This window comes from Bacillus sp. T33-2 (genome assembly GCF_002860205.1).
Classification (GTDB): Bacteria; Bacillota; Bacilli; order Bacillales; family Cytobacillaceae; genus T33-2.
On record NZ_PGVB01000024.1, the window covers coordinates 82,916 to 104,007 of the forward strand.

Genomic DNA, 21,092 nt, shown 5'->3' on the forward strand with positions numbered 1-21,092 from the left:
ATCTAGATTATTTAATAGCCTAAACCGTATGTAAGTCAAATGAGGTTATAAAATTTATGGGTTACAATGCAAAGAGAGCCTAACATATTTAGGGTTAGACTCTCTAATTTAGAGTAAATTAATTCGGAAATACTTCGGATATCTTTTTATTAATTACACTTACAAATCTATTAGACTTTGATATATTGATTATATTTTCTGTTGGGTTTTGAGATTGGTATTCATCTAAAATAGATTTAAGTAATGAATAAGATTCATTCAACTTTGCTTGATTAATTGAAGACAAGTCAAATCCAACAACATCTTCACTATTGTAATTAGATTTATTCAATACAAAACTCACAAGTATTCTAGATAAATGATAAGCAAAATTTTTGGCTAAATCTTTTTCTATATTTTCATTATTATTAATTAGTTTCGTAAGTTCTTTATGAATAAGTGCTGATTTTAAATAAGCTTCAAAATTAACACTCGGATTAAAAATTTTATTGTACGTAGTATCAGATTTTATTAAAGTTGTTGGTTTTGAACGTGCATTAGCAGGGCTAAAGTTTAAAATAGCCTCGATTGCTTGAGCCATATTCTGAATACTGATAATCTTATTTGCAGGCTTACCTTGATTTTTATAAAAGTTTTTGCGTCTATCATAGAAATAACCTTGTTCTAAACAATAACTTTCAATATTCCTTTGAATTTCATCTGTGGCTCTTAGTAGTACAGGTGGTACAGGGTTTTGACTATTTGAAGCTGAAATTATTGTATCAATAGTTTTCTTTATTTCTGTCTTTACGATTTTAATTAAAACACAGCGGTTATCATTAGAATCTTTAGTAAAATACTTGCCTATTGAATAAGATGTCTGTAAGCCATTAACAATTTGAGGGTTTTCTAAAAATAAAGATTTCAACATAGGCTGGCATTTTGAACATATTATTGTAATGCCATTATTCAACCACCAGAAATCTTTTTCTTTGTCTTCTGATAAAGTAGTTGCAATCTTATTATTTACATCTACTTCCCCTTGATAATGTCTAATATTATTTTCAAATATATGTTCTCTGACATTTTCATTATCATCAGTAATAAAATCAAAATAATTATTTAATGTAGCTACGCCGATATACCCATATTCAGTTTCTGAGAAAGCGATTGGAATTGGATTTTCTTTAAAGATAAGTTCAAGTTGCGTAGGAAGATCTTTACTATATAATGTAAGTAATTCCTTTGCGCTGTACGGTAAAAACTGAATATCTTGAACCCTTGTTAATTCTTTAGTTAATTCAATTAATTGATCTATTTTTGATTGAAACGCAGCATTAATACTAATTTCATCTGCTTTACAACAATATATGTATCTAATAGATATTTTTGAATTTTTTACTATACTTTTTCTCCATATCCTTCTAAATAAATCAATTTTCTCAACTAATTTAGAATTAAATCTAACTAAAAGGTCATCTTCATCAAGGTCAAGATTTAGTATAAGAGGAATTGAAGATTGCAATCTATTTACTGGATCTTCTTTAAATGACTTTTCAAATTTAGATTGGGCAATTAATATCTGTACTTCAGTTTTTTCTGTAAACTTAATTTCATCAAGATGATCAATAGAGGTAACTGATTTATCATTTATTAATATTACAAAAGAATCTATTCCCCCATCCAAACCTCCGTCTACTACACATTCTGAAATCTCATCAAAAGAAGTTTCTGAGTTTTGTGTTATTAATAGCATAGAGAATATCTCAAATAGATCATTATTAGTCATATCTAATTCATTCGAAACTTTAAATTCTTCAAGACATTCTACTAATAAAATAGAATCATTCATGGCATTTCCTCCTCACATTGTTAAATTGTAACATAATTTTACAATTTAGAACATTCAAAAACCAAATTTTTATGAATTTTAGATCACCGTACTACAATATAGATTACTTAATATAGGAGAAAGCCACAATATAATGTGTAGGATTGATTTTGAAGAGTGGCATTGTACTTGAACTAGGGCTTTAGTTTAAAAAGAATTAATAATACGCTACTTGTTGACTAAAAAAAGATTAATTTGGTACAATTTTTCTCTAAGTTCAAGGTTCGTTTTGTACTAAACATTATGAAGCAGAAGCACAAATATCCTTAAGCTGGTATGTCAATTACTCAAGATATTTCTAATTCAACTTTTCCGGAAACGCGAATTTTTTTGAGTTGATTGAAACCGGATTAAAAAAAGAATTCACCATTAGAGTTTAATAATACAACTACAGGTGAACAATACTTGAGAACATTTTCAGAGTTAAAATCAATAGAAATCATTGTTGCAGAATAATCTAGCATCCTTTGGGGTGCTTTTTTATTTGAACCTTTCTATTTCATTTACTATAATTGAACGTGAATACGATAAGGAAGTACGTTGGTTCTTTTCGGTAAAATACGTTTGGAGTAGTTGATATCAAAGGGTTTGTCAACTTTCCAGGTCCCCCACGGTCTTCAAAACCGCTTGTGACCTGCGTGCCAGGTCAGGTGGGTTCGATTCCCACGCAGTCCCGCCAAAACACTTGATACATCAAGGTTTTTGATGAATTGGAAATTTATACATACAGTTTTGTTTTTCCACCGGACCGTGTGACCTTCTTTGCTTATGTATGGGTTCTAACCCGCATACCAAAGGAGGTTTTTTAGTTGGCAGAACAAAGCAGCAGAAAGGAAAGAAGACAGCATCAGCGAGGCGGTTTTCTGAAGAAGAAACTGGTGTTGTCCCATCGGAGCATACGCACATTGAGTTTTCTTATTCCCAGGTTATAAAAATTTTTTAAAAGGCAATAAAAAAAGTAGGAGGGTGAAGAGACGAATGATTTTATATTCTGGGTTAAAGATGAAAGGGAAAGTAGAGGGATTAGTGCTAAGAATCTATCTGAAATGATTGGTAAATCGCATTCATAAATACACGCTCTTGAGAAAGGCTTGGTAAAAGAGGTACCGGAATCCGTTCAACAAAATATTATCGCTGCACTTGGGTTTGAATATGAGGATTCTTTTAAGCTAAAAGATCATATTAGTAATGAAGCAAATACATGAGAGCGTTATATCGATGAAGTGAATACATTTTTGAAGCTTATTTATTTAACGACACCAGAAGAAAGCGTCAAGCCAAATCCATTATCTCGTATGTTTCAACAGAATTGTTAACGTACACTGGAACTGGGGATTGGAAAGATGGAGAGTTTTTTCCGGAAAAGCGTTTAGGATATCCATTAAATTTGCCAATTAAAATAGATTTTGAATTGGAAGATCCGAGTTATGGTTTACCGCTATCAGAAATCCAAAACGTGGTAATCTCATTTAGACCTATTCAAGGGATGAGTTATCACAAGATTTGTAGCGAAGAATTTGGGAAACTTGAAAAAACGTTAAAGGATATTTATAGTTAAATAACTTTTAGGGAATCATAAAATGGAATCCACAATGGAATTCCATTTTAAATTGGGTATTTTGAAAAACTCCATGTTCGGTTTTTTTATCTATCTGATAGAAAGCTGATTGTAATGGCGATAATATTGGGGGCCTCGGTATTTTCCAAGAACCATACGTAAGCTATATGTGAACTCTCCATAAACTAGTAGAAAGAATGGGCGGTGCGGATAAATGGTCTGGTTAATATTTGCAATTTTCTCAACAGCCCAATTTAGCAAAAGTCAGCCGCTGAAAAACATCAAATCCCATCGGAAAAATGAATGCTTTGTCCCTCTGTAAGCCAGATAGTGTGATTATTAATAATGCGCTTCAGTCTGATAACCTTCCATAAGGTGAAATCCCTTATACAGATCTCATAAATAATTTTTGTAAAATAGGAAAGAAAGAACGCTTATTTGGCGCCCCCGTCAGTTATGGCACGTACCTTTATTGGGTTGGGTATCCATCCAAACTAGCTAATTTAGAATTTGTTACATATCGTTTAAACGAAAAATATTGCATAAAAGTGGAAATATAGTAAGATAATAATAATCAATTATTAGTTTTTTAGAAAATAAGAAAATTAAATAGGGAGAAATGACAGTATTTTTGTGGGTAGCTGGATACTTACAATTAGTGGTTTCCACTCAGGTGCTCTTTTTTTATAAAGTCCATAACTATACATATGGTTTACTCTACAATTCAAAGGAATGAGGATTTATAATGAACAATTTACAAGACGATCAGGAACTGGATAGGGATTTACATCCGAAACTTGCAGTTTTCATTGAATTGGCTCCGCTGATGAAGGATTTGTTCCCACAAGACTTTGCGATTGGTGTTTCTGACAGGGAAAAATTGTTGTTAGGTGTTGGATCTGAAACGGTGCCGCCATTGCCATCTGGGTACGTGCTTCAACAAGGTGATGGTTTGTATGAAGCGGTTCGGTATGGAAAAGTACAGAAAGCTATTTTGCCCAAAGAAGTATTTGGATTTCCAGTACAGGCTAATGCTATTCCCTTGCAGGATAACACAGGCCACGTGTTTGGTGCTGTAGGAGTCGCTAGTTCATTAGAGCAATATAACAACCTATTTGATATTGCATCAAAATTATCGGTTGCAGTCGAACAAGTTACCGCTACTATCCAGGAATTGGCAGGTTCTGTAACCTCTTTTTCAGGTACCATGCAATATATATCTGAGCAATCCAATTCTGTATCCCGTAGTGTCCAGGATATAGAGAAGGTTGCAAAAATGGTACGTGAAGTATCAGACCATAGCCAAATTTTAGGATTGAATGCTTCAATTGAGGCAGCACGGGCAGGAGAATTTGGGAAGGGTTTCTCGATTGTTGCCCAGGAAATCCGAAAAATGGCGGGTAATTCAAAGGAGCATACTGAAACTATCAGAAGCACGGTAACGAAAATTGAGGAGCTCATTTTAGAGTTACACAAGTCCGTCACTAAAAGTAATGGTGTAGCGAACACTCAATCTGCTGCAATCGAGGAACTTGCCGTAACAATGCAGGAAATCAGCCAAAACGCCAGCACTTTGGCAGAATATGCTGAGCGGATAATCAAGGGTGAAATATAACCAACGATTATTCAGAGGTAAACATAATAACAGATTTACTCTAACCAAATTAAACCGCTAAAAAATTCAACTAAATAATAATAGTTTCTGAACCTGAATGTAACCTTAAAATGTGACAAGCACAAGTTTTGCAAAATATGTAAAACTTGTGCTTTTTTCTATAGGTGGTGTTAAATCCCTGTTAGAGTATATGGCTGGGGAGACTTATACATCTGTATTATCAACATATTTGTCCTCTTCCTGGATTATCTGTTTATAACCGATATTGGTCTTGGATGAGATTTCTCTAACGATGAGACCATCCCGCCGAATTAAAATACGAATATTAAACTCAAATACAGGCAAGTTTGGTCTTGTTGTACTGAAAGGAAAGTAATTTCAAAAATCCGGATGCCGGTTTTTTTGCTTTTTAAACAAAAGGGCAGGTTAGCTTGCAGAGAAAAAAGTAAAATTAACTAATCTGCACCACCTTTGATGACCATTCCCAATACTTTTCTCCCTGCGTTTTAATCATCCGTTCTAGCCAGGTAAGAAAATCACATTGAAAATCAATCAATTCCAAGTAACAGTACACTTTCCCGCCCGTAGTCACTCGTCTTAGAATAGTCTATCAGGATAGGACCCATATCCGTTACATAACCAATGGGGAAACAATGCGTTTTAATATATTCACTGTGGAAAGCGTTCACTATTAATTGATGCAGATCAATCAGTTTTTCCAGAGGGTAAAAGGAAAATGAATCACCGTATTCATAAGTGAAAAAACTGACGCCATTATGCATAAGCAAGAAGTTTTTATAATCAGGAGGCAGTATAAAGTTAGTTTCCAGCATGAATTTTTCAATCTTTTCAATGGTGGTCGGTTCATTAAATGTGAAACCCATATTTTCAAACATACTACTATAGCCGTGTATTCTAAGCATGTGTTTTTCGTCTAACCGTGATTTTAACTCATCTAATACACTATTTACACAAAATTCCCTCATGCAAGCTTAACACCTCACTTTGTTTGATTCCTAATGTTAACATTCTATAAAGTTTCATATTCCACCTCCCTGAGATCCTGGATCATGTCATAGAAAAAAAGCCACTATTGAAAAATCTTCAGAAATAACCGCGGATATCACCGAAAAAGGAAACGATGCAAAACTCTTAATTGACGTTCAAATCAAAAAACAATGAAATAGGTTGTTTGATGATAGAGCGATCAGGACTAGAAGCAAGAATCGAATTGTTCGGGGCAACTATCCCCCTCGAAAAAATCCAGACGGAATACAAAAGCTTGAAAAATTGATGGATTGGAGCGATTGAAGCAGACGATAGAATACATGGATGAAGGAGAGAGCGTCAGGATTAAATTCGTATCAGGTAAAGACAGCTCATTCAAAGTAACCTATTTTTAAAGCACACTTTTCATTTATACAAAACAGTGGGGTTGTGCCCTCACTGTTGTATTTTCGGAATGAGACAACCTCCCTTTTTCATTCATTGTGTTGAGGTGATCAGCTTGGCAAGACAGCAAGTGTTTGTTTATCTCTCAAACACGAGGGAAATCGACGAGGAAAAAGTGAGATTGGTAAAAGAAAAGGTTATCGCATATCACATCGAAAAAGCCTTGGAAAAAGCCGCTCGAAGCTAGGTTTTTTCGTGGTAATTTTTTCTCTGTCCTGTTTGGTTCAATAAACGTCTATACTTTTAATGTGGCATGGAAACAATGAATATACATAAGAATGAGAGAGTGACTGTATGATCGGCATCTATTGCAGGGTGAGCACTCAGACGCAGGCGAAGGCTATAGCTTAGAAGCGATGGAAGAGCTTTGCATGAAACGTGCACAGCTTCTTTGCTATAAACCCTTACCGGTGAAAATCTACCGCAAGGAAGGGAAAAGCGGGGAGGATATTGACCGCCGCATGATGAACAATTCCGTTGCCATGGCACTCTTCATTCATTGCTTTTAGTATCGTGCCGATTTTGGCATTGGAAATCCCGGTTTTTTTTTGCAGCAAAACGAACCAGCCGCTGTAAACCAGCCAGTTCGCCCTTCGAAAATGCCTCTTTTTTAACTGACAGCCACATTTCAATATGGTGATTAAACTCCTTCAGGGAAGTAAACTGGGAATAACTTTCGAATTCCTCGATACTGCCTGATTTTAAATCAATTCATGAACACCGTCCCTTCACTGTTCTTATATGGAAGAACAGTGAAAAAGGACATGGTGTTCGAACGGGAAATGTGTCAGGTTGGTGACGGTTACGAAAAAGCAGGGATATTCATTGCTATATTTCTATATTGCCATTTTGATTTTCCTGCTATTCAAAATATACAAACTGCTAATATGATATATATTCAATACAAATTTTTACTCAGACGTAGCTATATTCAAAATTAATTTTTAATTATATCCCCAAAAGAAGGAAATTTATCATAGTTTAGAGAATACAATAGTAGGGAATATAGATAGATTGCTATGTTCTTAAAGGGCTTAATTGTAGACATACTGCTATGTACTTAAAGGATGACGTGAATGCAAAACCACAAAAAAGAAAAAGAGTTAGGGAGTTTTGTTGGTCGATTGCTGCGTGAACACTTTGGTAAAGGGCCAGGCGCTGTATTTGCTACCATCGCAAATCCTTATGTAACAATTTATGTGAAAGACTTTCTTACCCCTATCGAGAATAAATTAATAAACAAAGGCCAAAATACCTATGTTGAAAAATTAAGAGATATGTTGATGGAAACGTTAATTAGCGAAATAAAAATCTTTATATCTGTGAACATTGGAATGGAGATTAAAGAGTTCTATTACGACTGGAATTTGGAATCCCATTCGGGAATGTTTGTCGGGATATCAACAAAGGAAAATGTCCATTTACCGGGAAAAACTTATGATAATCAGGAAGAAGTGCATACGGAAATTATACTTGTAAGTGAGGAAGCAGAAAAGAAGCCGGGGGCAGTTCATTCTTATTTATTAAACCCTCGCACGTTAGTGATCGTTCGTGAAAAAGTGCTTATTAGTATAGAAAGAGAGCTAATATTTTTAGATTTTCAAGATACTCTAATATTAGCTAAGAGAAACCTTGAAAAAAGACTCATACATAATCACAAGGAAAAATTCGAGTTATATCTTAATGCTCAACTTGAAAATGCTTTTGTAATGTGGGATTTTAATCTGGACAATAGTGTAGCGGTTTTTATTTTACAGCCAAAAAAATAATGGCATGAATGATCCAGGCGACAGGATTGGACATAGGCCAAAAAGAGGTACTTATACTTCTTTTTGGCCTTTTTTAATGGCAAGGTTTAGAATTCGACAATAAAATACCTTTTTGGAGGAAATTCAATGAGGGTGGAAAAAAAGTCTTATATTGAGATCCAAAAAGAAGGGGACATTGTGTTGGCCCGGAAAATGGGCAGGGAATTATCGAAGTCTCTCTTCTATAACTCTATAAATCAAGCCAAAATCATCACTGCTGTTTCTGAATTAGGGAGAAATATGTATTACTATGCAGGTTCGGGAAAAATTACATTCGAAATCCTCAGGAAGAAACAGAAAATCGGCATCAAAATAACCGCCAGCGACAACGGTCCAGGCATTCAGGACATTAACAAAGCATTAGAACCAGGCTATACCACCTCTGGAGGTCTCGGAGTGGGGTTGCCGGGGGTAAGCAAATTAATGGACGAGTTTTTTATAGAGTCGACAGTTGGGGTAGGGACAACTATTACAATTGTTAAATGGCATTCTTAACCTTACAGGGAATGTTCACGATTAAATCTATTAGTTTCAGGAATTAATAACCGTCCAGCTACATACAATCTTCTTATACTGTATATATAAATATAGGAGATAGAGGGGACGGGAAAATGAGTATCCAGATGCAAAAAGCGAATCTGCTTGCGAACAATATCAGGGACTTTATAGGCTTTGCAAATTTACCAGACAATCAACACATCACCTGTTCAAACTCGGATAAATTACGTCAATTAAGACTTCTTATAGCAGAGTTTAAGTTTCAATCACTGGCGGAGGAACTGATCAGAATAAATACGTTTACTTGGGATGGAAAGTACACTAATTTCCTGGTTGATAGATTAAAACAAGGGATCAATGTTATCGATGAATATGTAGAAAGAAATTATGATGACCTGTTCATTTTTACAGGAAGGCTGCACACGTTGAAGAATTTAAGCACATCCTTTGGTGAAATTGACTAAATGAGCCCTGTTTCAATCTATAATGTTTTTTGTCTGGACAAGACGGCTTTTTAATTGCAATAGAATGGTAAAAAAGTGGGGGATTGCAGCATCCCCCACTTTTTTCATTTTATCTTATCGTTTTCAATGCGCCACTCCAAGCGAGCACTTGATCTAGCATTTGATTGATATTATCCAGGTGCAATTCAACTGGTTTGAATTGACTGAAGTTTTCAAAGTCAGTAAATAGTGACAATGTTGGGTGTACACGGACGTCTGCAACCATTAACTCTCCAAGGATTCCACGCAGGTGTTCGGCCGCACGTGCGCCGCCAGTTGAGCCGTAGCTTACAATGCCAGCTGCCTTGTTGTTCCATTCATCGCGTGCTGAATCAAGGGCATTTTTTAAAGATCCTGTAATGCTGTGATTGTATTCCTGGACAATAAATACAAATCCATCCAGGCTGGAAAGCTTTTCAGACCAAGCTTTTAGTCCTGGTTCTTCGCCGGTGCCTTCTCCCACGAATGGTAATTTGAAATCAGCAATGTCTACGATTTCATAGTTCGCATCCCCACGTTTGTCCGCGATTTCCTTTACCCAGTTTCCTACTTGAGGGCTGACACGTCCCTGGCGTGTGCTACCTAATATAATTCCAATATTTAATTTTTCCACTGATGTATCCTCCTCTTTGGATGATGTTCCAAATAATTTGTTTAAGAGTCCCACTGCTGCACCTCTTGATTTATATTTTCTGCGAATTGTTAATAGTTTAATTGTCTTTAATTAAAATATTTTTAATTCGAGATTTATTTTATACCTCTAAAATGTTTTTGTCAACTAATCGTTACCTAGCGAGTGAGGGATCAACTAGTTGAAAAAACAACTAATAAGCATAAGCAGGCTTGGGGTAGGTATGGCTAATATATTTTTTGGGTGTGAGATAATAGTGGAATCTTATGGACACACCCACAACTTATTCTTTCCCCTACATTAATTGAATCTATTGACCTATATATAAATGATAAAATCACCTTATTTTTATTTTCTGAATATTATAACATATTTTTCGTAATAACTATTTTACTATTTTAGGGGGTATTTTATGAAAAAGAAGCCAGTTTTAGCATTGACCTTAGCTGCAGGATTAGCGTTCAGTTCTCTAGGTGCACAAGCCATTTCTGCACAGCCTGTCGAGTCACAACAAGTACAGCCGCACAAATTATTTGATAAATTAGTCACTAAACATATCAATGTCGACAATATTTACAATAATATTGCATATCTATCAAGAACTCCACGAGTGGCTGGAAGTCCGGAAGAACAAAATGCGATCCGGTTCGTTAAAAAGCAATTTGAGTCCTATGGCTATAAAACAAAGCTTCAAGAGTTCGAATTTTTTGGTTATACTGCACCACATACTGTTGAATTAACTGTAAGTGGCTATTCTGGCGCTCTGGACCCAACTTCCTTTACATACGGGATGGATGGAAACGTGACCGGTGAACTGGTCTCTGCTGGTTTGGGACGAGCTCAGGACTTGGCAGATAAGGACCTAACAGGTAAAATTGCACTCGTGCAGCGTGGTGAAATTCCATTCGCTCAAAAAGTGTTAAACGCAGCTGCCAAAGGTGCAGTGGGTGTGATTATTTTTAACAATGCGGATGGGGTCATTAACGGCACACTTGGTGCTCCAGACGACAAATATATCCCTGTTGTTGGAATCACTCGGGATGCTGGACAAGCATTAGTCTCTGCTCTGGATAGCGGACCTCTTACAGCAACCATCAATATTGAAGGCGCCGAGGGGGGCATGAAGACTTCCCATAATGTGATTGCCACAAAGGCGCCTACGTTTAAAAACAAAGCTGCAAAAGGAATTGTGGCGATCGGGGCACACCATGATTCTGTGCAAGGAGCACCCGGAGCGAATGATGACGCTTCCGGCACAGCAATGACACTGGAGCTTGCCCGTGTATTAAAAAATCTGCCAACCGATACGGAGCTTAGGTTCATTACATTTGGTGCTGAAGAGCTGGGGTTGATTGGTTCGGAATATTATGCAAGCCAGCTGTCCGAAGAGGAAAAGAACCGTTTCGTCGGCTACTTTAACCTCGATATGGTTGGCAGCCGGGATGCGGGTAATTTGGTGATCAATGTGGCTGACGGCAATCCAAATATCGTCTCGGAAACCGCCCAGGCATCAAGCACTCGTTTGAATGGTACACCAACGCCACTTGAACTTGGAGGAAGCAGCGACCATGTGTCGTTCACTGAGGCTGGTATCCCTGCAGCTTCCTTTATTCATAGACCACTAGAGCCTTGGTACCACACTCCGGACGACACAATTGATAAGATCAGCAAAGAAAAGCTTCAGGACGTTGCTGAAATCGTGGGAACAGCGGTATATGATTTGGTACGCCCTGAATTTAATAGACTAAAGGCGATAAAAGGCAAGGAACAAAAATTGCCTCACCTGCACCACAAACAGGAGATCAAGTAACATATCTTTAAAGAAGCGCCAGGAAATGAACCTGAAAAGGACGGTTTCCTGGTGTTTTTGTTTCTGACGCAATACTTTGCTAATGTAAAAAAATAGCTGAGTTATATAGTGGTATTTTTATGGTAAAACCATTACATGGAGAATCTAGGGGAATCACCGCTTTAAATTCGACATCGCGGCTTAATAACTTCCTACAATTTACGTATGGCGCCATTGTACAGGTAAATGGAGGAGATGCATATGGAAAATAAAGAGTTTTGGAGTTTAATAGAAGCTTCCAAGGAATACGAGAGCCAGACGGAATGGTTAACAGAAACCTTGGCAAAGAAAGAGATAAATGAAATCGTGGATTTTGAATTAATTTTACAAAAGCTGTTGAACGAGAGCTATCAATCGAGGCTGTGGGGAGCGGCCTATGTGATTATGGGCGGATGCTCTGATGACTGCTTTGACTATTTTCGCGGATGGCTCATCAGCCAGGGAGAAATGTGTATATCACAAAGTGATGGACGAGCCCGAATATTTGGCAGAGTATATTGCGGAACAAAACCTCAATGACGAGGGGGTTCCGGAGTATGAAGAAATTCTTTCAGCAGGACAGGATCCTTTACTCTGAAGAAAACAGGGAGTACCGAATGGGATGATGAGTCCTACGACGCGCTGTTGGAACAGCTTGAAAGAAGAGGTCTTGAACCAGCGAGAGAGATTGAATTTGATTGGGAAGAAGATGATTTGGAAACACTTTTTCCCGTGCTGTGGGAGCGGTTTGGAGAAAACCCGCTTGGGTAGCTGCATCGTCCTATGATATTTGCTTATTACAACATGAATTGGGGCTGACTTCAGGTATCAGTACGATAATCTTTTTATTCGGAAAGACCCTTCCCATTTGCAGGAAGGGTCTTAAGCTGTTAACTATTTTGATTTAATGGCTTTGACCCTGCCGACTTGTCCGTCTGTCAGCCTTACTTTGATTCCATGGGGATGGGAGCTGGAATTAGTTAATATATCCTTAACGATGCCACTAGTCAGCTTGCCTGTCGTTTGATCCGCTTTCAGGACGATATCAACTTCAATACCTGGTTTAATGTCTTTTCTGTTTTGGCCGTTCATTAAACACCCATTTTCCTGCGTGAATTGCTTACTTTTTTCGTTTGCTGGCTTTTCATTTTCTGCGTTTTTTGTGATTGGTGGGAATTTGCATTTCCGGCTGAATTCTGGTTTTTCTTCCTTTCTAATTGCTTTTGGACTGCTTCTTGCAGAGTCATTTTCTGCGCGGGTTTTACGGTTTCATGAGAATCATTTGTGTTCGACATGAAAAGTTCCTCCTTTATATGAATGGGTAAAGTCAGTATACTTGTTTTATAGAGCTTGTTCAATGACCTAATAGAGGAAGTTTTTAATGAAACCAATAATTAAATGGAACAGAAAACACAGTGAACGCATTACTCAGATTGAGCAGCCTGCTCCAAATCCCAGATTAAAGAACTTGTCTCCTTATCTACACGGAGGTTCAGCTCTTGACCTTGCGTGTGGTCTTGGCGGAAACAGCCTGTTTCTGGCACGATTAAACTATCGAGTGAAGGCCATTGATATTTCCGATGTAGCTATTAAATATCTTCAGGAACAGACCATCAAACAACAGCTCGAAATTTATCCCCACATAGCTGATCTTACACAAAAACAAAGTTTAAATGTAAAAGAAGGTTCATTTGATCTGGTTGTCGTTACATATTACCTCGATCGAACAATATTTCCGTTTGTTAAGTCCATTATTAAGGATCAGGGCTATTTTTTCATGGAAACCTTTTATAAGTCACCGTTAACCGGGGATGGGAACATTTCGGATGACTATAAGCTGCGACCCGGGGAGCTGTTATCAGTCTTTGGAGATTGGAAAGTTCTTTTTTATGAGGAAAATGAACGAGAGGGGCGGCAAACAATATTTTGCCAAAAAAATCTTCCGCGAAAGGAAATAAAAGGTAGTATCTCGAATAATAAGTAGTGGGCGGAGGCCTTATTAATGAAAGGAGGAGTTGCATTATGTCAAAAAAAGTACTCATCTTAGCCGGGGATGCTGTTGAGGCATTGGAAATCTATTATCCATACTACCGTTGTCTAGAAGAGGGATATGATGTACAAATAGCTGCTCCATCAAAGAAGAAAATGCAGACGGTTGTCCATGATTTTATCGGATGGGATACTTATACGGAAAGTAAAGGATACTTAATTGAATCGCAGCTGGCATTTGAAAATGTCAATCCTGAAGAATATGATGGATTGATTATCCCAGGCGGAAGGGCACCGGAGTACATTCGTTTGAACGAAAATGTTCCAAGGATAGTTGCACATTTCTTTCAATCGAATAAACCAGTCGGGGCCATTTGCCATGCAAGTCTGATTTTGACTACAGTCCGTCAGTATATGGAAGGACGAGAAATGACCGCCTATATTGCCTGTAAGCCGGAAGTGGAAGCAGCAGGGGCCATCTACATCGAAAATCATCTACATGTACAGGGCAACCTGGTTTCCGGCCATGCATGGCCAGATCTTCCTGGGTTTATGCGGGAGTTTATTAAACAATTAAATAAATAAAAATAAAGGAATCAAATGAAGTAAAGCCTGTAGAGACAACGGTGTCCTCTACAGGCTTTTTCTGTGAAAATAAATAATCTAAGCCCCTCCTGTATACTATTGATCATGGAGGGGAATTCTGTAAATAACCTGAAAAAGCCAATTAGAAAGCAGAGCTACCTGTGGGAGGGTAACCTTGTATATGTCTATTTGGTTTTGGTTATACTAATTAACTTGCATTTCTTTAAATGGCTCCTTGTTTATAAGCATGGAGTAAATGATTCGAAGCATTCGATGCGATATGGCAACGAGTGCTTTTTTCTTTCCTCTTCTTGCGGCTATTGACCAGTATTTCGTTGCCAACCAGCGATTCCTGCACCTAGAAACGGCCCATGCAGCTTCGCACATTGCTGATTTAATATGAGGATTTCCCTTTACACTCTTGGTGCTATACCGTTTACCTGCACTTTCTTTGTTTCCTGGTGAAACACCAGCCCAAGAAGCTAGGTGTTGGGATGTTGGAAATTGACTCATATCTACACCAATCTCGGCAATGATAATCGCTGCAGTATCTTTCTTTATGCCGGGTATTGTTGTAAGTAGCTGGACTTCCTCTTGGTAGTTTTGTAATAAGGTATCTGCTTGCTCTTCAATTTCTTTAATAAGCTTTTCTAAGTATTCAATGTGCGACCACGATTGCCGGATTAGAAAACGCTGATGATCATTGAGCGTCCCAAACAAAGAATCCGTAATCAGCCTGCTTTTTTGACACCATTTTGCCGTGAATTCTTTCTTCTACATCAGAGGCATCTACATAACCTTGTTCTACAAGTCGTTCAAGCAATTTTCTCCCCGAAACGCCAAACACATCTGATATGACTGTGCTCAATTTTACATTTGAACACTCTAATATTTTTTGAATCCGATTCTTTTCAGAAGTTAGGTGACCAATCCATTTCTTTCTTAGTCTGGTTAAATCCCGAAGTTCTCGAAGATCAACCCGTGGAACAAAACTCTTTGCGATTAAACCATGTCGTAGTAATTTGGCAATCCATTCTGCATCCAATACATCTGTTTTCCTGCCTGGAACATTCTTAATACGTTGTGCGTTTGCCAGTGTAATATCAAAGAAGCCTTCTAAAATATTGAATACAGGCTTCCAATATACACCAGTGCTTTCCATTGCAATATGGGAAACACCATAGTTTTCAAGCCATTTTAAGAGACGATATAAATCTTTTGTTAGAGTAGGAAATGTCTCTGTCTCCTTGAATACTTCTTCATTTTGACCTCCAGTTATAACACAAGCCACAATCGTTTCAGAATGGACATCTAAGCCAGCGCATCGTTCAATAAATACATCCATAAAATCACCTTCAAAATAGGATCACAAACAGTGAATGAGTTTGAAAAATAAGCATTTTTCTGTACGTAGTCATCCCTCCGTAAGGAGGGAGCTAACAAAGGGTTGAACACCAAACTCACTCAAACAGTTTTATTACAGGGTCGAACCACCAAAAAAAGCCACGTCTAACAAACTATTTGTGTCACTACCATTATGGGCTGAGAAGAACAATTTTCATGCATGGGTTGGGAGTGTAAAATCATGTTAGTTTTTATTGGGCTTTAATTTTTGTTCATTTGTGACACAAAATGAATGAAAGTACTTGCGGTCCAGGTAAACGACTTATCTCTTAACGCCCTGCCAGTAGTAGCCTCATAATTTTCAGGAAATCCGTTCTGATGAGCCATCTCACAAAATCTTTCTGCTATATCTCTCGCTAATTCTTCCTCGCCACAATCCTTTAGCGCTTCTACAAACAGTACGGTAGTTGGAGCCCAAATAGGTCCGCGCCAGTAGGCATCCGCTTCATATTCGGGGCTGTCTATTGCTTCTGTCGCAATTCCCCATTTTGTCAAATAGCGCTCACTCGTTAATACCTCGATCATTTTCTTTCTTACAATAGAAGGGAGTCTCTTTCCTAATACAAGAGACACCAATGGCAACACTCCGTTGCTCGGAATGATTTCATCATTCAACATTTTCCTAGCAACTGGCAGGCCATCAACAAGGAAGTACTCACAAAACCGTTCTGTCAGTTGATCAGCTTTTTCGGTCCAGTAGCGTTGTTGCTCGGGATTGTTCAATTTTTCTGCAATCAAAGCCAATACATCCATGCCCTTTATGATAAATGCAGTCAGGTCAGGGCTATTGACTACAACCGGATCACGGAAAATCGTGCTGTTATCCTGGCCGGAATCATTTCCATGGTGATACTCACAAATGCCGTCCTGGTTGGAATCTTTGTACACTAAGTGAAAATTGATTTGCTTTTCAATATACTGATAGGTTAATTTTAATTGTTCTTCTGTAAAAGGCATTTTCTCCATCATCTTGGCAAAAAAGTAGCCATGAACAGGGGGTTTTGCAAAGTTCCACCTTATTGTAGAATCACTGACAGAACCGGGTATTTGTCCTAACTCATCCTGGTAATCGAAAAGAACCGCCATTTGGTCCCAGGCTAAATCATTATCCACCCCAGCCAACCCGAGTGCATTAAAACAATGGTCCCAGCTCCAAGCACCTAGGAAGTGATTATTAGAACAATACATTGTATATCTCTTTAAGAATCCTTCAGGCTTCACAATCGTGGACCAATTCGTATAAGCGGCCAGCAGGAGGGCATCCCGGTATTTTTCTTTGACAGCGGGAATTTGGGAATAATAATTTACAAGATTTTGTTTTGATTCAGCATGAATCTGCTCAAAATTAAATTGCTTTTTCACAGGAAGCGCTGCGTTGGTAGGGATATCCTCTATTACGCACAAGAACTCATCCTTATCGTTAGGGCTAATTTCTATGATGGATGAGTTGTTTGCTTTTGCCTCGCTTCCGGTTGCATCATATTGAATATCCTGGTTAAGCGAAACAGTGCCAACAGGACTGTAAATAAGGAATTTTGTGAGGTTTTTATAGCTGTTGACGATGCAATATTCTTCGCCCTGTTTCCCCAATAAATAATTATATTCAAAATTATAAACGGGCTGTGTATCCAAGCGGAGCCCTAAATTTTTTCCGTTTCCTTTTACAATAATGCGGGAGTGCCCATCGAAGCAGATCGATATTTCTCCGCCATCAAACTGTAAGGAAATCTTCGAAAAGTCGGCTTCATGCTCATATTCAACGGGCTGATTGTTCTTTAAGGGAATGATTTTCATTACATTCATATGGCTTCTTGACTTGCCTCTTAAACTATTTAAAAACAATCCAGATTTATCCTGGAAATTTATAGACATATAAGAACCATAAAAACTAAACGGAATATCTGTTAAATTCACTTTGGAAAAACTCCTTTTGCGAAACTAGTATATACAAGTTAAATATAATTTAACATACTCAGGAACTTAGTCAAGAATGAAAGGGGTATCATATTTTTCTTGACAATTATCAAATAATTAAATATCTTAAACTAGTATATACAAGTTGATTGCAGTTGCATTACAATTTTTACAAGAAGTTACAATACTACTAAGAGGGTGACATCAGTGTCCGATTTAAAAAAAGACGTTTCACAAATTATCGATCATATCGGCGGCGTAGACAATATTGAAAGCGCCACCCATTGTGTAACTCGCTTGCGTTTAGTCTTAAAAGACAAAGATCAAGCAGATGTGAAAAGTATTGAAGCACTCGATACTGTAAAAGGCACATTTTATGCAAGCGGCCAATTTCAGATCATCATTGGCCCTGGATTGGTAGAAAAGGTTTATGGTGAATTCATCCAACAAACTGGCCTTAAAGAAAGTTCTATGGAAGAAGTAAAACAAACGACTCGCGCTAAAGGAAGTTGGCTGCAAAAAGGTGTCAGGACACTGGCAGATATTTTTATTCCGATTCTGCCTGCGATTGTCGCGTCCGGTCTATTAATGGGTATCAACAACCTCATTGCGAATCCGGGTCTGTTTTATGAAGAATCTGTCATTGAAGTACATACAGGGATTGCAGGCATCTCCCAAATCATCAACCTGGTTGCAAATGCGTCATTTACGTTTCTTCCAGCTTTAATAGGCTGGTCTGCGGTTAAGAAGTTCGGCGGAAATCCGGTTTTGGGAATTGTTTTAGGTTTAATTCTGGTCCATCCAGCTCTTATGAATGCCTATGAATACGCATCTGATCCAAGCAAAGTACCAACTTGGAATGTGTTGGGATTTAAAATCGAACAAATTGGTTATCAAGGACAAGTCCTTCCAGTTTTATTTGCTGCTTACATTTTGGCTAAGCTTGAAATTGCTTTGAAAAAGCGAATTCCGGACGCTGTACAATTGATTTTTGTTTCACCAGTTGCCCTGTTGCTCACTACATTCTTAACGTTCACAATCATTGGACCAATCACCATGACTGGCGCAAACTGGATCACGGACGGAGTTGTGTATTTATTTGATGTAGCTCCTGTTCTTGCTGGCGCAGTCTATGCATTTATATCTCCATTGCTAGTTATCACTGGTATGCACCACTTATTCCTGGGTGTTAACCTGCAGATGGCAGGAAGTCTTGGGTATGTTACTTTATGGCCTATCGGGGATACAGTTACATTGGCACAAGGAACCGCAGCATTAACGATGTACTTTATCCTGAAGCACAACAAGAAGATGAAAAACGTAGCTTTAACTTCATCCTTCTCCGCGTGGTTGGGAATAACTGAGCCAGCCATTTATGGGGTTAACTTAAGATATCGTTATCCATTTATTGCCGTCATGCTGGCAAGTGCCATTGGCAGTGGGTTTTTGGCTTACTTTGATGTAAAAGCGACTTCCATTGGAGTTGGGGGACTGTTCTCATTCCTGTCCGTTTTCCCTGAATACTGGCCTGTTTACTTTACAGGGAACATCATGACCATTGTATTGACGATCCTGATTACGTTCCTGCTTTCTAAAAATAAGCGGTTGAATACTGCTGAAGTTAGTGAAGAATAGATTCAGAGGTTATTATAGTAGATTTATTAACATAAGCATAACCCTGGAACAAGGCCTTAACGGGCCTTGTTTTTTTATGTTGTCTGGGAAACCACACAAAATCTCACATAATAGGGTTTGTCCGATTTCAAATTGTACCAGCTTTGCATACTGTACTATGAAAGGAAATCTTATTAATAGGCAGGGATTGTTATGCAATGGAAACAGAAGGGTACACCTGAAAAAGATAGTAAATCCGTGTCTGTCACGCTAAAAACAGATGGAAAAGAAAGCACAGTTGAGTATCCTGTTCAGGATAAACTGAAAATTGTGGTTGTGATTAACAATCAGTTCAGCGATGCACCGAATACTACGCAAATAGCCAGTGGTGCAGGCAGGAGCAGCGCAACCGGGAATAATGCCGCGGTCGATTCTTCCAACACCGAGCAGCAGCAAAGTGTCGGAGCAGGCGGCAAGCCAGGAACAACGGAATGGCCGGCAAGCAGATTGAACCACATAAAAAACATAAATCTAGTATAGAAGGCGAACAGACTGCCGCAACGCAAGTAGCAAGCGGCAGCGGCTTTTTCAGTACAAGCGGAAGGAATGCTGCGAATGAAAGCTCCAATACGAAACAGCAGCATGCCGTTGGCGGAGGGACTGGTGCCAGAGCTATAAATCGAGGGCTGAATAGCAAACAAAGAATTTAAAAAAAGAAAACGGCCAAGCTGGTATCCGTCCTGACTGCGAATAAACATTTAAAAAGCCCTGTAAAGAAGTAAAAAACTGGATGCGCACATAAACCCGAGCCGTTCCTGCAGGATATGGCTCCTTTTTCGAAATAATCACTTTCAACAACAACAACCGAGATCTGTACCTGGTATTTATAAATAAACTGTCCCTTATCCTTTTTAAACTAAAATGCTATATTTCTCATAGAATACTTGAGAAAGGGGCAATATGAAAATGGCATTAGAAATGAGAAAAACATGTGAAAGATGTAATTCTTCAATCCAGGAGGATTCTGTTGCCTATATATGTGTGTATGAATGTACTTTTTGCTCGCCCTGCACGGAAGAAATGAACAGAATTTGCCCAAATTGCGGAGGAGAACTGGCAAGAAGGCCTAAAAAGCCCCAAAAAGCTTGTCCGATTTGAACATGATTAACCAGAAGCTATTCTTTTTTTTTAAATGTCGTTTCCTGAACTCTTGGCAATTTCGCGCGAGTTCGCATACTTGTGCAATGTCAATACATATCAACACTTTGGAAAAACTGACTCACATGGTCTTTGCATGACGACCTTGTTTGAGCCAGTTTTTTTATTTTTCGGTTTTCGGAGGAAAACTTAGCTGTGGTAACTGTTAAGGACAATAGTCACGAATTTAGAAAATTTTAAATTTACTCGTTGACAAATCCTATGGGTATGATAGGATTAATTTCATCAACCTCATACTACTTATCCAGAGAGGCAGAGGGACTGGCCCGATGAAGCCCGGCAACCTGCGAAAAGCAAGGTGCCAATTCCAGCAAAATGATGCTCATTTTGGGAGATAAGGTGTTCATTTAAGTGAAAACGCCTTTCCCGAGCGGGAGAGGCGTTTTTTGAAAAGGAGGCGAATCACAGCTGAAACAGGGAGAATGGCAGGAAATAATCGTCCATTTGGAACGCATGCTGGAATCCATAAAATTTGGGTCAATCACATTGGTTGTCCAGGATGGGAAAATCATTCAAATCGAGAAAAATGAAAAGGTTCGTCTTCAACCGAATAAACCACGCTGACTAGACAAACTAGAGGCGGTCTTCACTTTATTTTGATAAGG

The 21,092-nt window shown here is 38.2% G+C and carries 20 protein-coding genes, 2 pseudogenes and 1 riboswitch; of the genes and pseudogenes, 14 read left to right on the forward strand and 8 right to left on the reverse strand.

The features are described from left to right. Positions 1-118: 118 nt before the first annotated feature. The gene (locus CVD19_RS16340; RefSeq protein ID WP_101583386.1) at positions 119-1,831 is read right to left on the reverse strand and encodes an AIPR family protein; all 1,713 of its coding nucleotides are present in this window, start codon (positions 1,829-1,831) and stop codon (positions 119-121) included. Positions 1,832-3,179: 1,348 nt separating this feature from the next. Between CVD19_RS16340 and CVD19_RS25200 the strand changes: the two genes are divergently transcribed. Both CVD19_RS25200 and CVD19_RS16345 read left to right on the forward strand, forming a co-directional pair. After that, positions 3,180-3,428 carry a hypothetical protein gene (locus CVD19_RS25200; RefSeq protein ID WP_142383541.1) on the forward strand — a complete coding sequence of 83 codons (249 nt, stop codon included), beginning with the start codon at positions 3,180-3,182 and terminating at the stop codon, positions 3,426-3,428. A 745-nt stretch (positions 3,429-4,173) separates the two neighbouring features. Continuing rightward, entirely contained in the window at positions 4,174-5,043 is an 870-nt protein-coding gene (locus CVD19_RS16345; protein ID WP_101583389.1) for a methyl-accepting chemotaxis protein, read from the forward strand. A gap of 548 nt (positions 5,044-5,591) precedes the next feature. Here the strand turns inward: CVD19_RS16345 and CVD19_RS16350 are convergent. Further along, positions 5,592-6,029: an SMI1/KNR4 family protein gene (locus CVD19_RS16350; RefSeq protein WP_101583392.1), complete on the reverse strand. Its 438-nt coding sequence runs from the start codon at positions 6,027-6,029 to the stop codon at positions 5,592-5,594. 521 nt (positions 6,030-6,550) lie between these two features. Here CVD19_RS16350 and CVD19_RS25530 point away from each other — a divergent pair. Then, the gene (locus CVD19_RS25530; RefSeq protein ID WP_257985170.1) at positions 6,551-6,682 is read left to right on the forward strand and encodes a hypothetical protein; all 132 of its coding nucleotides are present in this window, start codon (positions 6,551-6,553) and stop codon (positions 6,680-6,682) included. A 217-nt stretch (positions 6,683-6,899) separates the two neighbouring features. Here CVD19_RS25530 and CVD19_RS16355 read toward each other — a convergent pair whose 3' ends face one another. Next, positions 6,900-7,127 (reverse strand): hypothetical protein, encoded by a 228-nt coding sequence (locus CVD19_RS16355; RefSeq protein ID WP_257985171.1) that lies wholly within the window; start codon positions 7,125-7,127, stop codon positions 6,900-6,902. Positions 7,128-7,571: 444 nt separating this feature from the next. On the opposite strand from CVD19_RS16355, the gene CVD19_RS16365 reads away from it, so the two are divergent. The 3 genes from CVD19_RS16365 (at position 7,572) to CVD19_RS16375 (ending at position 9,265) form a co-directional block, all read left to right on the forward strand. Then, complete coding sequence (locus CVD19_RS16365) at positions 7,572-8,264, forward strand: Na-translocating system protein MpsC family protein (RefSeq protein ID WP_101583397.1); 693 nt, start codon at positions 7,572-7,574, stop codon at positions 8,262-8,264. 126 nt (positions 8,265-8,390) lie between these two features. After that, a complete protein-coding gene (locus tag CVD19_RS16370) occupies positions 8,391-8,798 on the forward strand; it encodes an anti-sigma regulatory factor (protein WP_308314879.1) in 408 nt (135 codons plus the stop codon). Positions 8,799-8,914: 116 nt separating this feature from the next. Then, positions 8,915-9,265 carry a hypothetical protein gene (locus tag CVD19_RS16375; RefSeq protein WP_101583400.1) on the forward strand — a complete coding sequence of 117 codons (351 nt, stop codon included), beginning with the start codon at positions 8,915-8,917 and terminating at the stop codon, positions 9,263-9,265. A gap of 109 nt (positions 9,266-9,374) precedes the next feature. Here the strand turns inward: CVD19_RS16375 and CVD19_RS16380 are convergent, their stop codons facing one another. Continuing rightward, complete coding sequence (locus CVD19_RS16380) at positions 9,375-9,917, reverse strand: NADPH-dependent FMN reductase (RefSeq protein WP_257985172.1); 543 nt, start codon at positions 9,915-9,917, stop codon at positions 9,375-9,377. Positions 9,918-10,347: 430 nt separating this feature from the next. On the opposite strand from CVD19_RS16380, the gene CVD19_RS16385 reads away from it, so the two are divergent. Both CVD19_RS16385 and CVD19_RS25535 read left to right on the forward strand, forming a co-directional pair. After that, entirely contained in the window at positions 10,348-11,745 is a 1,398-nt protein-coding gene (locus CVD19_RS16385) for a M28 family peptidase (protein ID WP_101583405.1), read from the forward strand. 240 nt (positions 11,746-11,985) lie between these two features. Continuing rightward, positions 11,986-12,303 (forward strand): DUF4240 domain-containing protein, encoded by a 318-nt coding sequence (locus CVD19_RS25535; RefSeq protein ID WP_257985173.1) that lies wholly within the window; start codon positions 11,986-11,988, stop codon positions 12,301-12,303. Between the two features lie 354 nt (positions 12,304-12,657). On the opposite strand, the gene CVD19_RS16395 is transcribed toward CVD19_RS25535, so the two are convergent. Beyond that, a complete protein-coding gene (locus tag CVD19_RS16395; RefSeq protein ID WP_101583407.1) occupies positions 12,658-12,855 on the reverse strand; it encodes a YwbE family protein in 198 nt (65 codons plus the stop codon). Then, positions 12,855-13,058: a hypothetical protein gene (locus tag CVD19_RS16400; RefSeq protein ID WP_101583410.1), complete on the reverse strand. Its 204-nt coding sequence runs from the start codon at positions 13,056-13,058 to the stop codon at positions 12,855-12,857. The genes CVD19_RS16395 and CVD19_RS16400 overlap by 1 nt, the downstream gene beginning before the upstream one ends. Before the next feature lie 86 nt (positions 13,059-13,144). On the opposite strand from CVD19_RS16400, the gene CVD19_RS16405 reads away from it, so the two are divergent. Then, complete coding sequence (locus CVD19_RS16405; RefSeq protein ID WP_101583412.1) at positions 13,145-13,747, forward strand: class I SAM-dependent methyltransferase; 603 nt, start codon at positions 13,145-13,147, stop codon at positions 13,745-13,747. A 38-nt stretch (positions 13,748-13,785) separates the two neighbouring features. Further along, positions 13,786-14,337, forward strand: coding sequence for a DJ-1/PfpI family protein (locus CVD19_RS16410; protein WP_101583414.1), 552 nt, complete (start codon positions 13,786-13,788; stop codon positions 14,335-14,337). A gap of 204 nt (positions 14,338-14,541) precedes the next feature. Here CVD19_RS16410 and CVD19_RS16415 read toward each other — a convergent pair. Both CVD19_RS16415 and CVD19_RS16420 read right to left on the reverse strand, forming a co-directional pair. Continuing rightward, positions 14,542-15,682: pseudogene (locus CVD19_RS16415) on the reverse strand (IS110 family transposase). A gap of 260 nt (positions 15,683-15,942) precedes the next feature. Further along, on the reverse strand, positions 15,943-17,655 hold the full coding sequence (locus tag CVD19_RS16420) for an amylo-alpha-1,6-glucosidase (RefSeq protein ID WP_101583416.1): 1,713 nt from the start codon (positions 17,653-17,655) through the stop codon (positions 15,943-15,945). Between the two features lie 207 nt (positions 17,656-17,862). On the opposite strand from CVD19_RS16420, the gene CVD19_RS16425 reads away from it, so the two are divergent. From CVD19_RS16425 to CVD19_RS16440, 4 genes and pseudogenes are all read left to right on the forward strand, one after another. Continuing rightward, complete coding sequence (locus CVD19_RS16425) at positions 17,863-19,290, forward strand: PTS transporter subunit EIIC (RefSeq protein WP_219620104.1); 1,428 nt, start codon at positions 17,863-17,865, stop codon at positions 19,288-19,290. A gap of 192 nt (positions 19,291-19,482) precedes the next feature. Beyond that, positions 19,483-19,979, forward strand: a pseudogene (locus tag CVD19_RS16430) (hypothetical protein). A gap of 256 nt (positions 19,980-20,235) precedes the next feature. Beyond that, positions 20,236-20,427 carry a DUF1272 domain-containing protein gene (locus CVD19_RS16435; protein WP_101583421.1) on the forward strand — a complete coding sequence of 64 codons (192 nt, stop codon included), beginning with the start codon at positions 20,236-20,238 and terminating at the stop codon, positions 20,425-20,427. 297 nt (positions 20,428-20,724) lie between these two features. After that, positions 20,725-20,828: riboswitch (SAM riboswitch) on the forward strand. Positions 20,829-20,919: 91 nt separating this feature from the next. Then, complete coding sequence (locus CVD19_RS16440) at positions 20,920-21,051, forward strand: YezD family protein (protein WP_257985174.1); 132 nt, start codon at positions 20,920-20,922, stop codon at positions 21,049-21,051. The last annotated feature ends 41 nt before the right edge of the window (positions 21,052-21,092 follow it).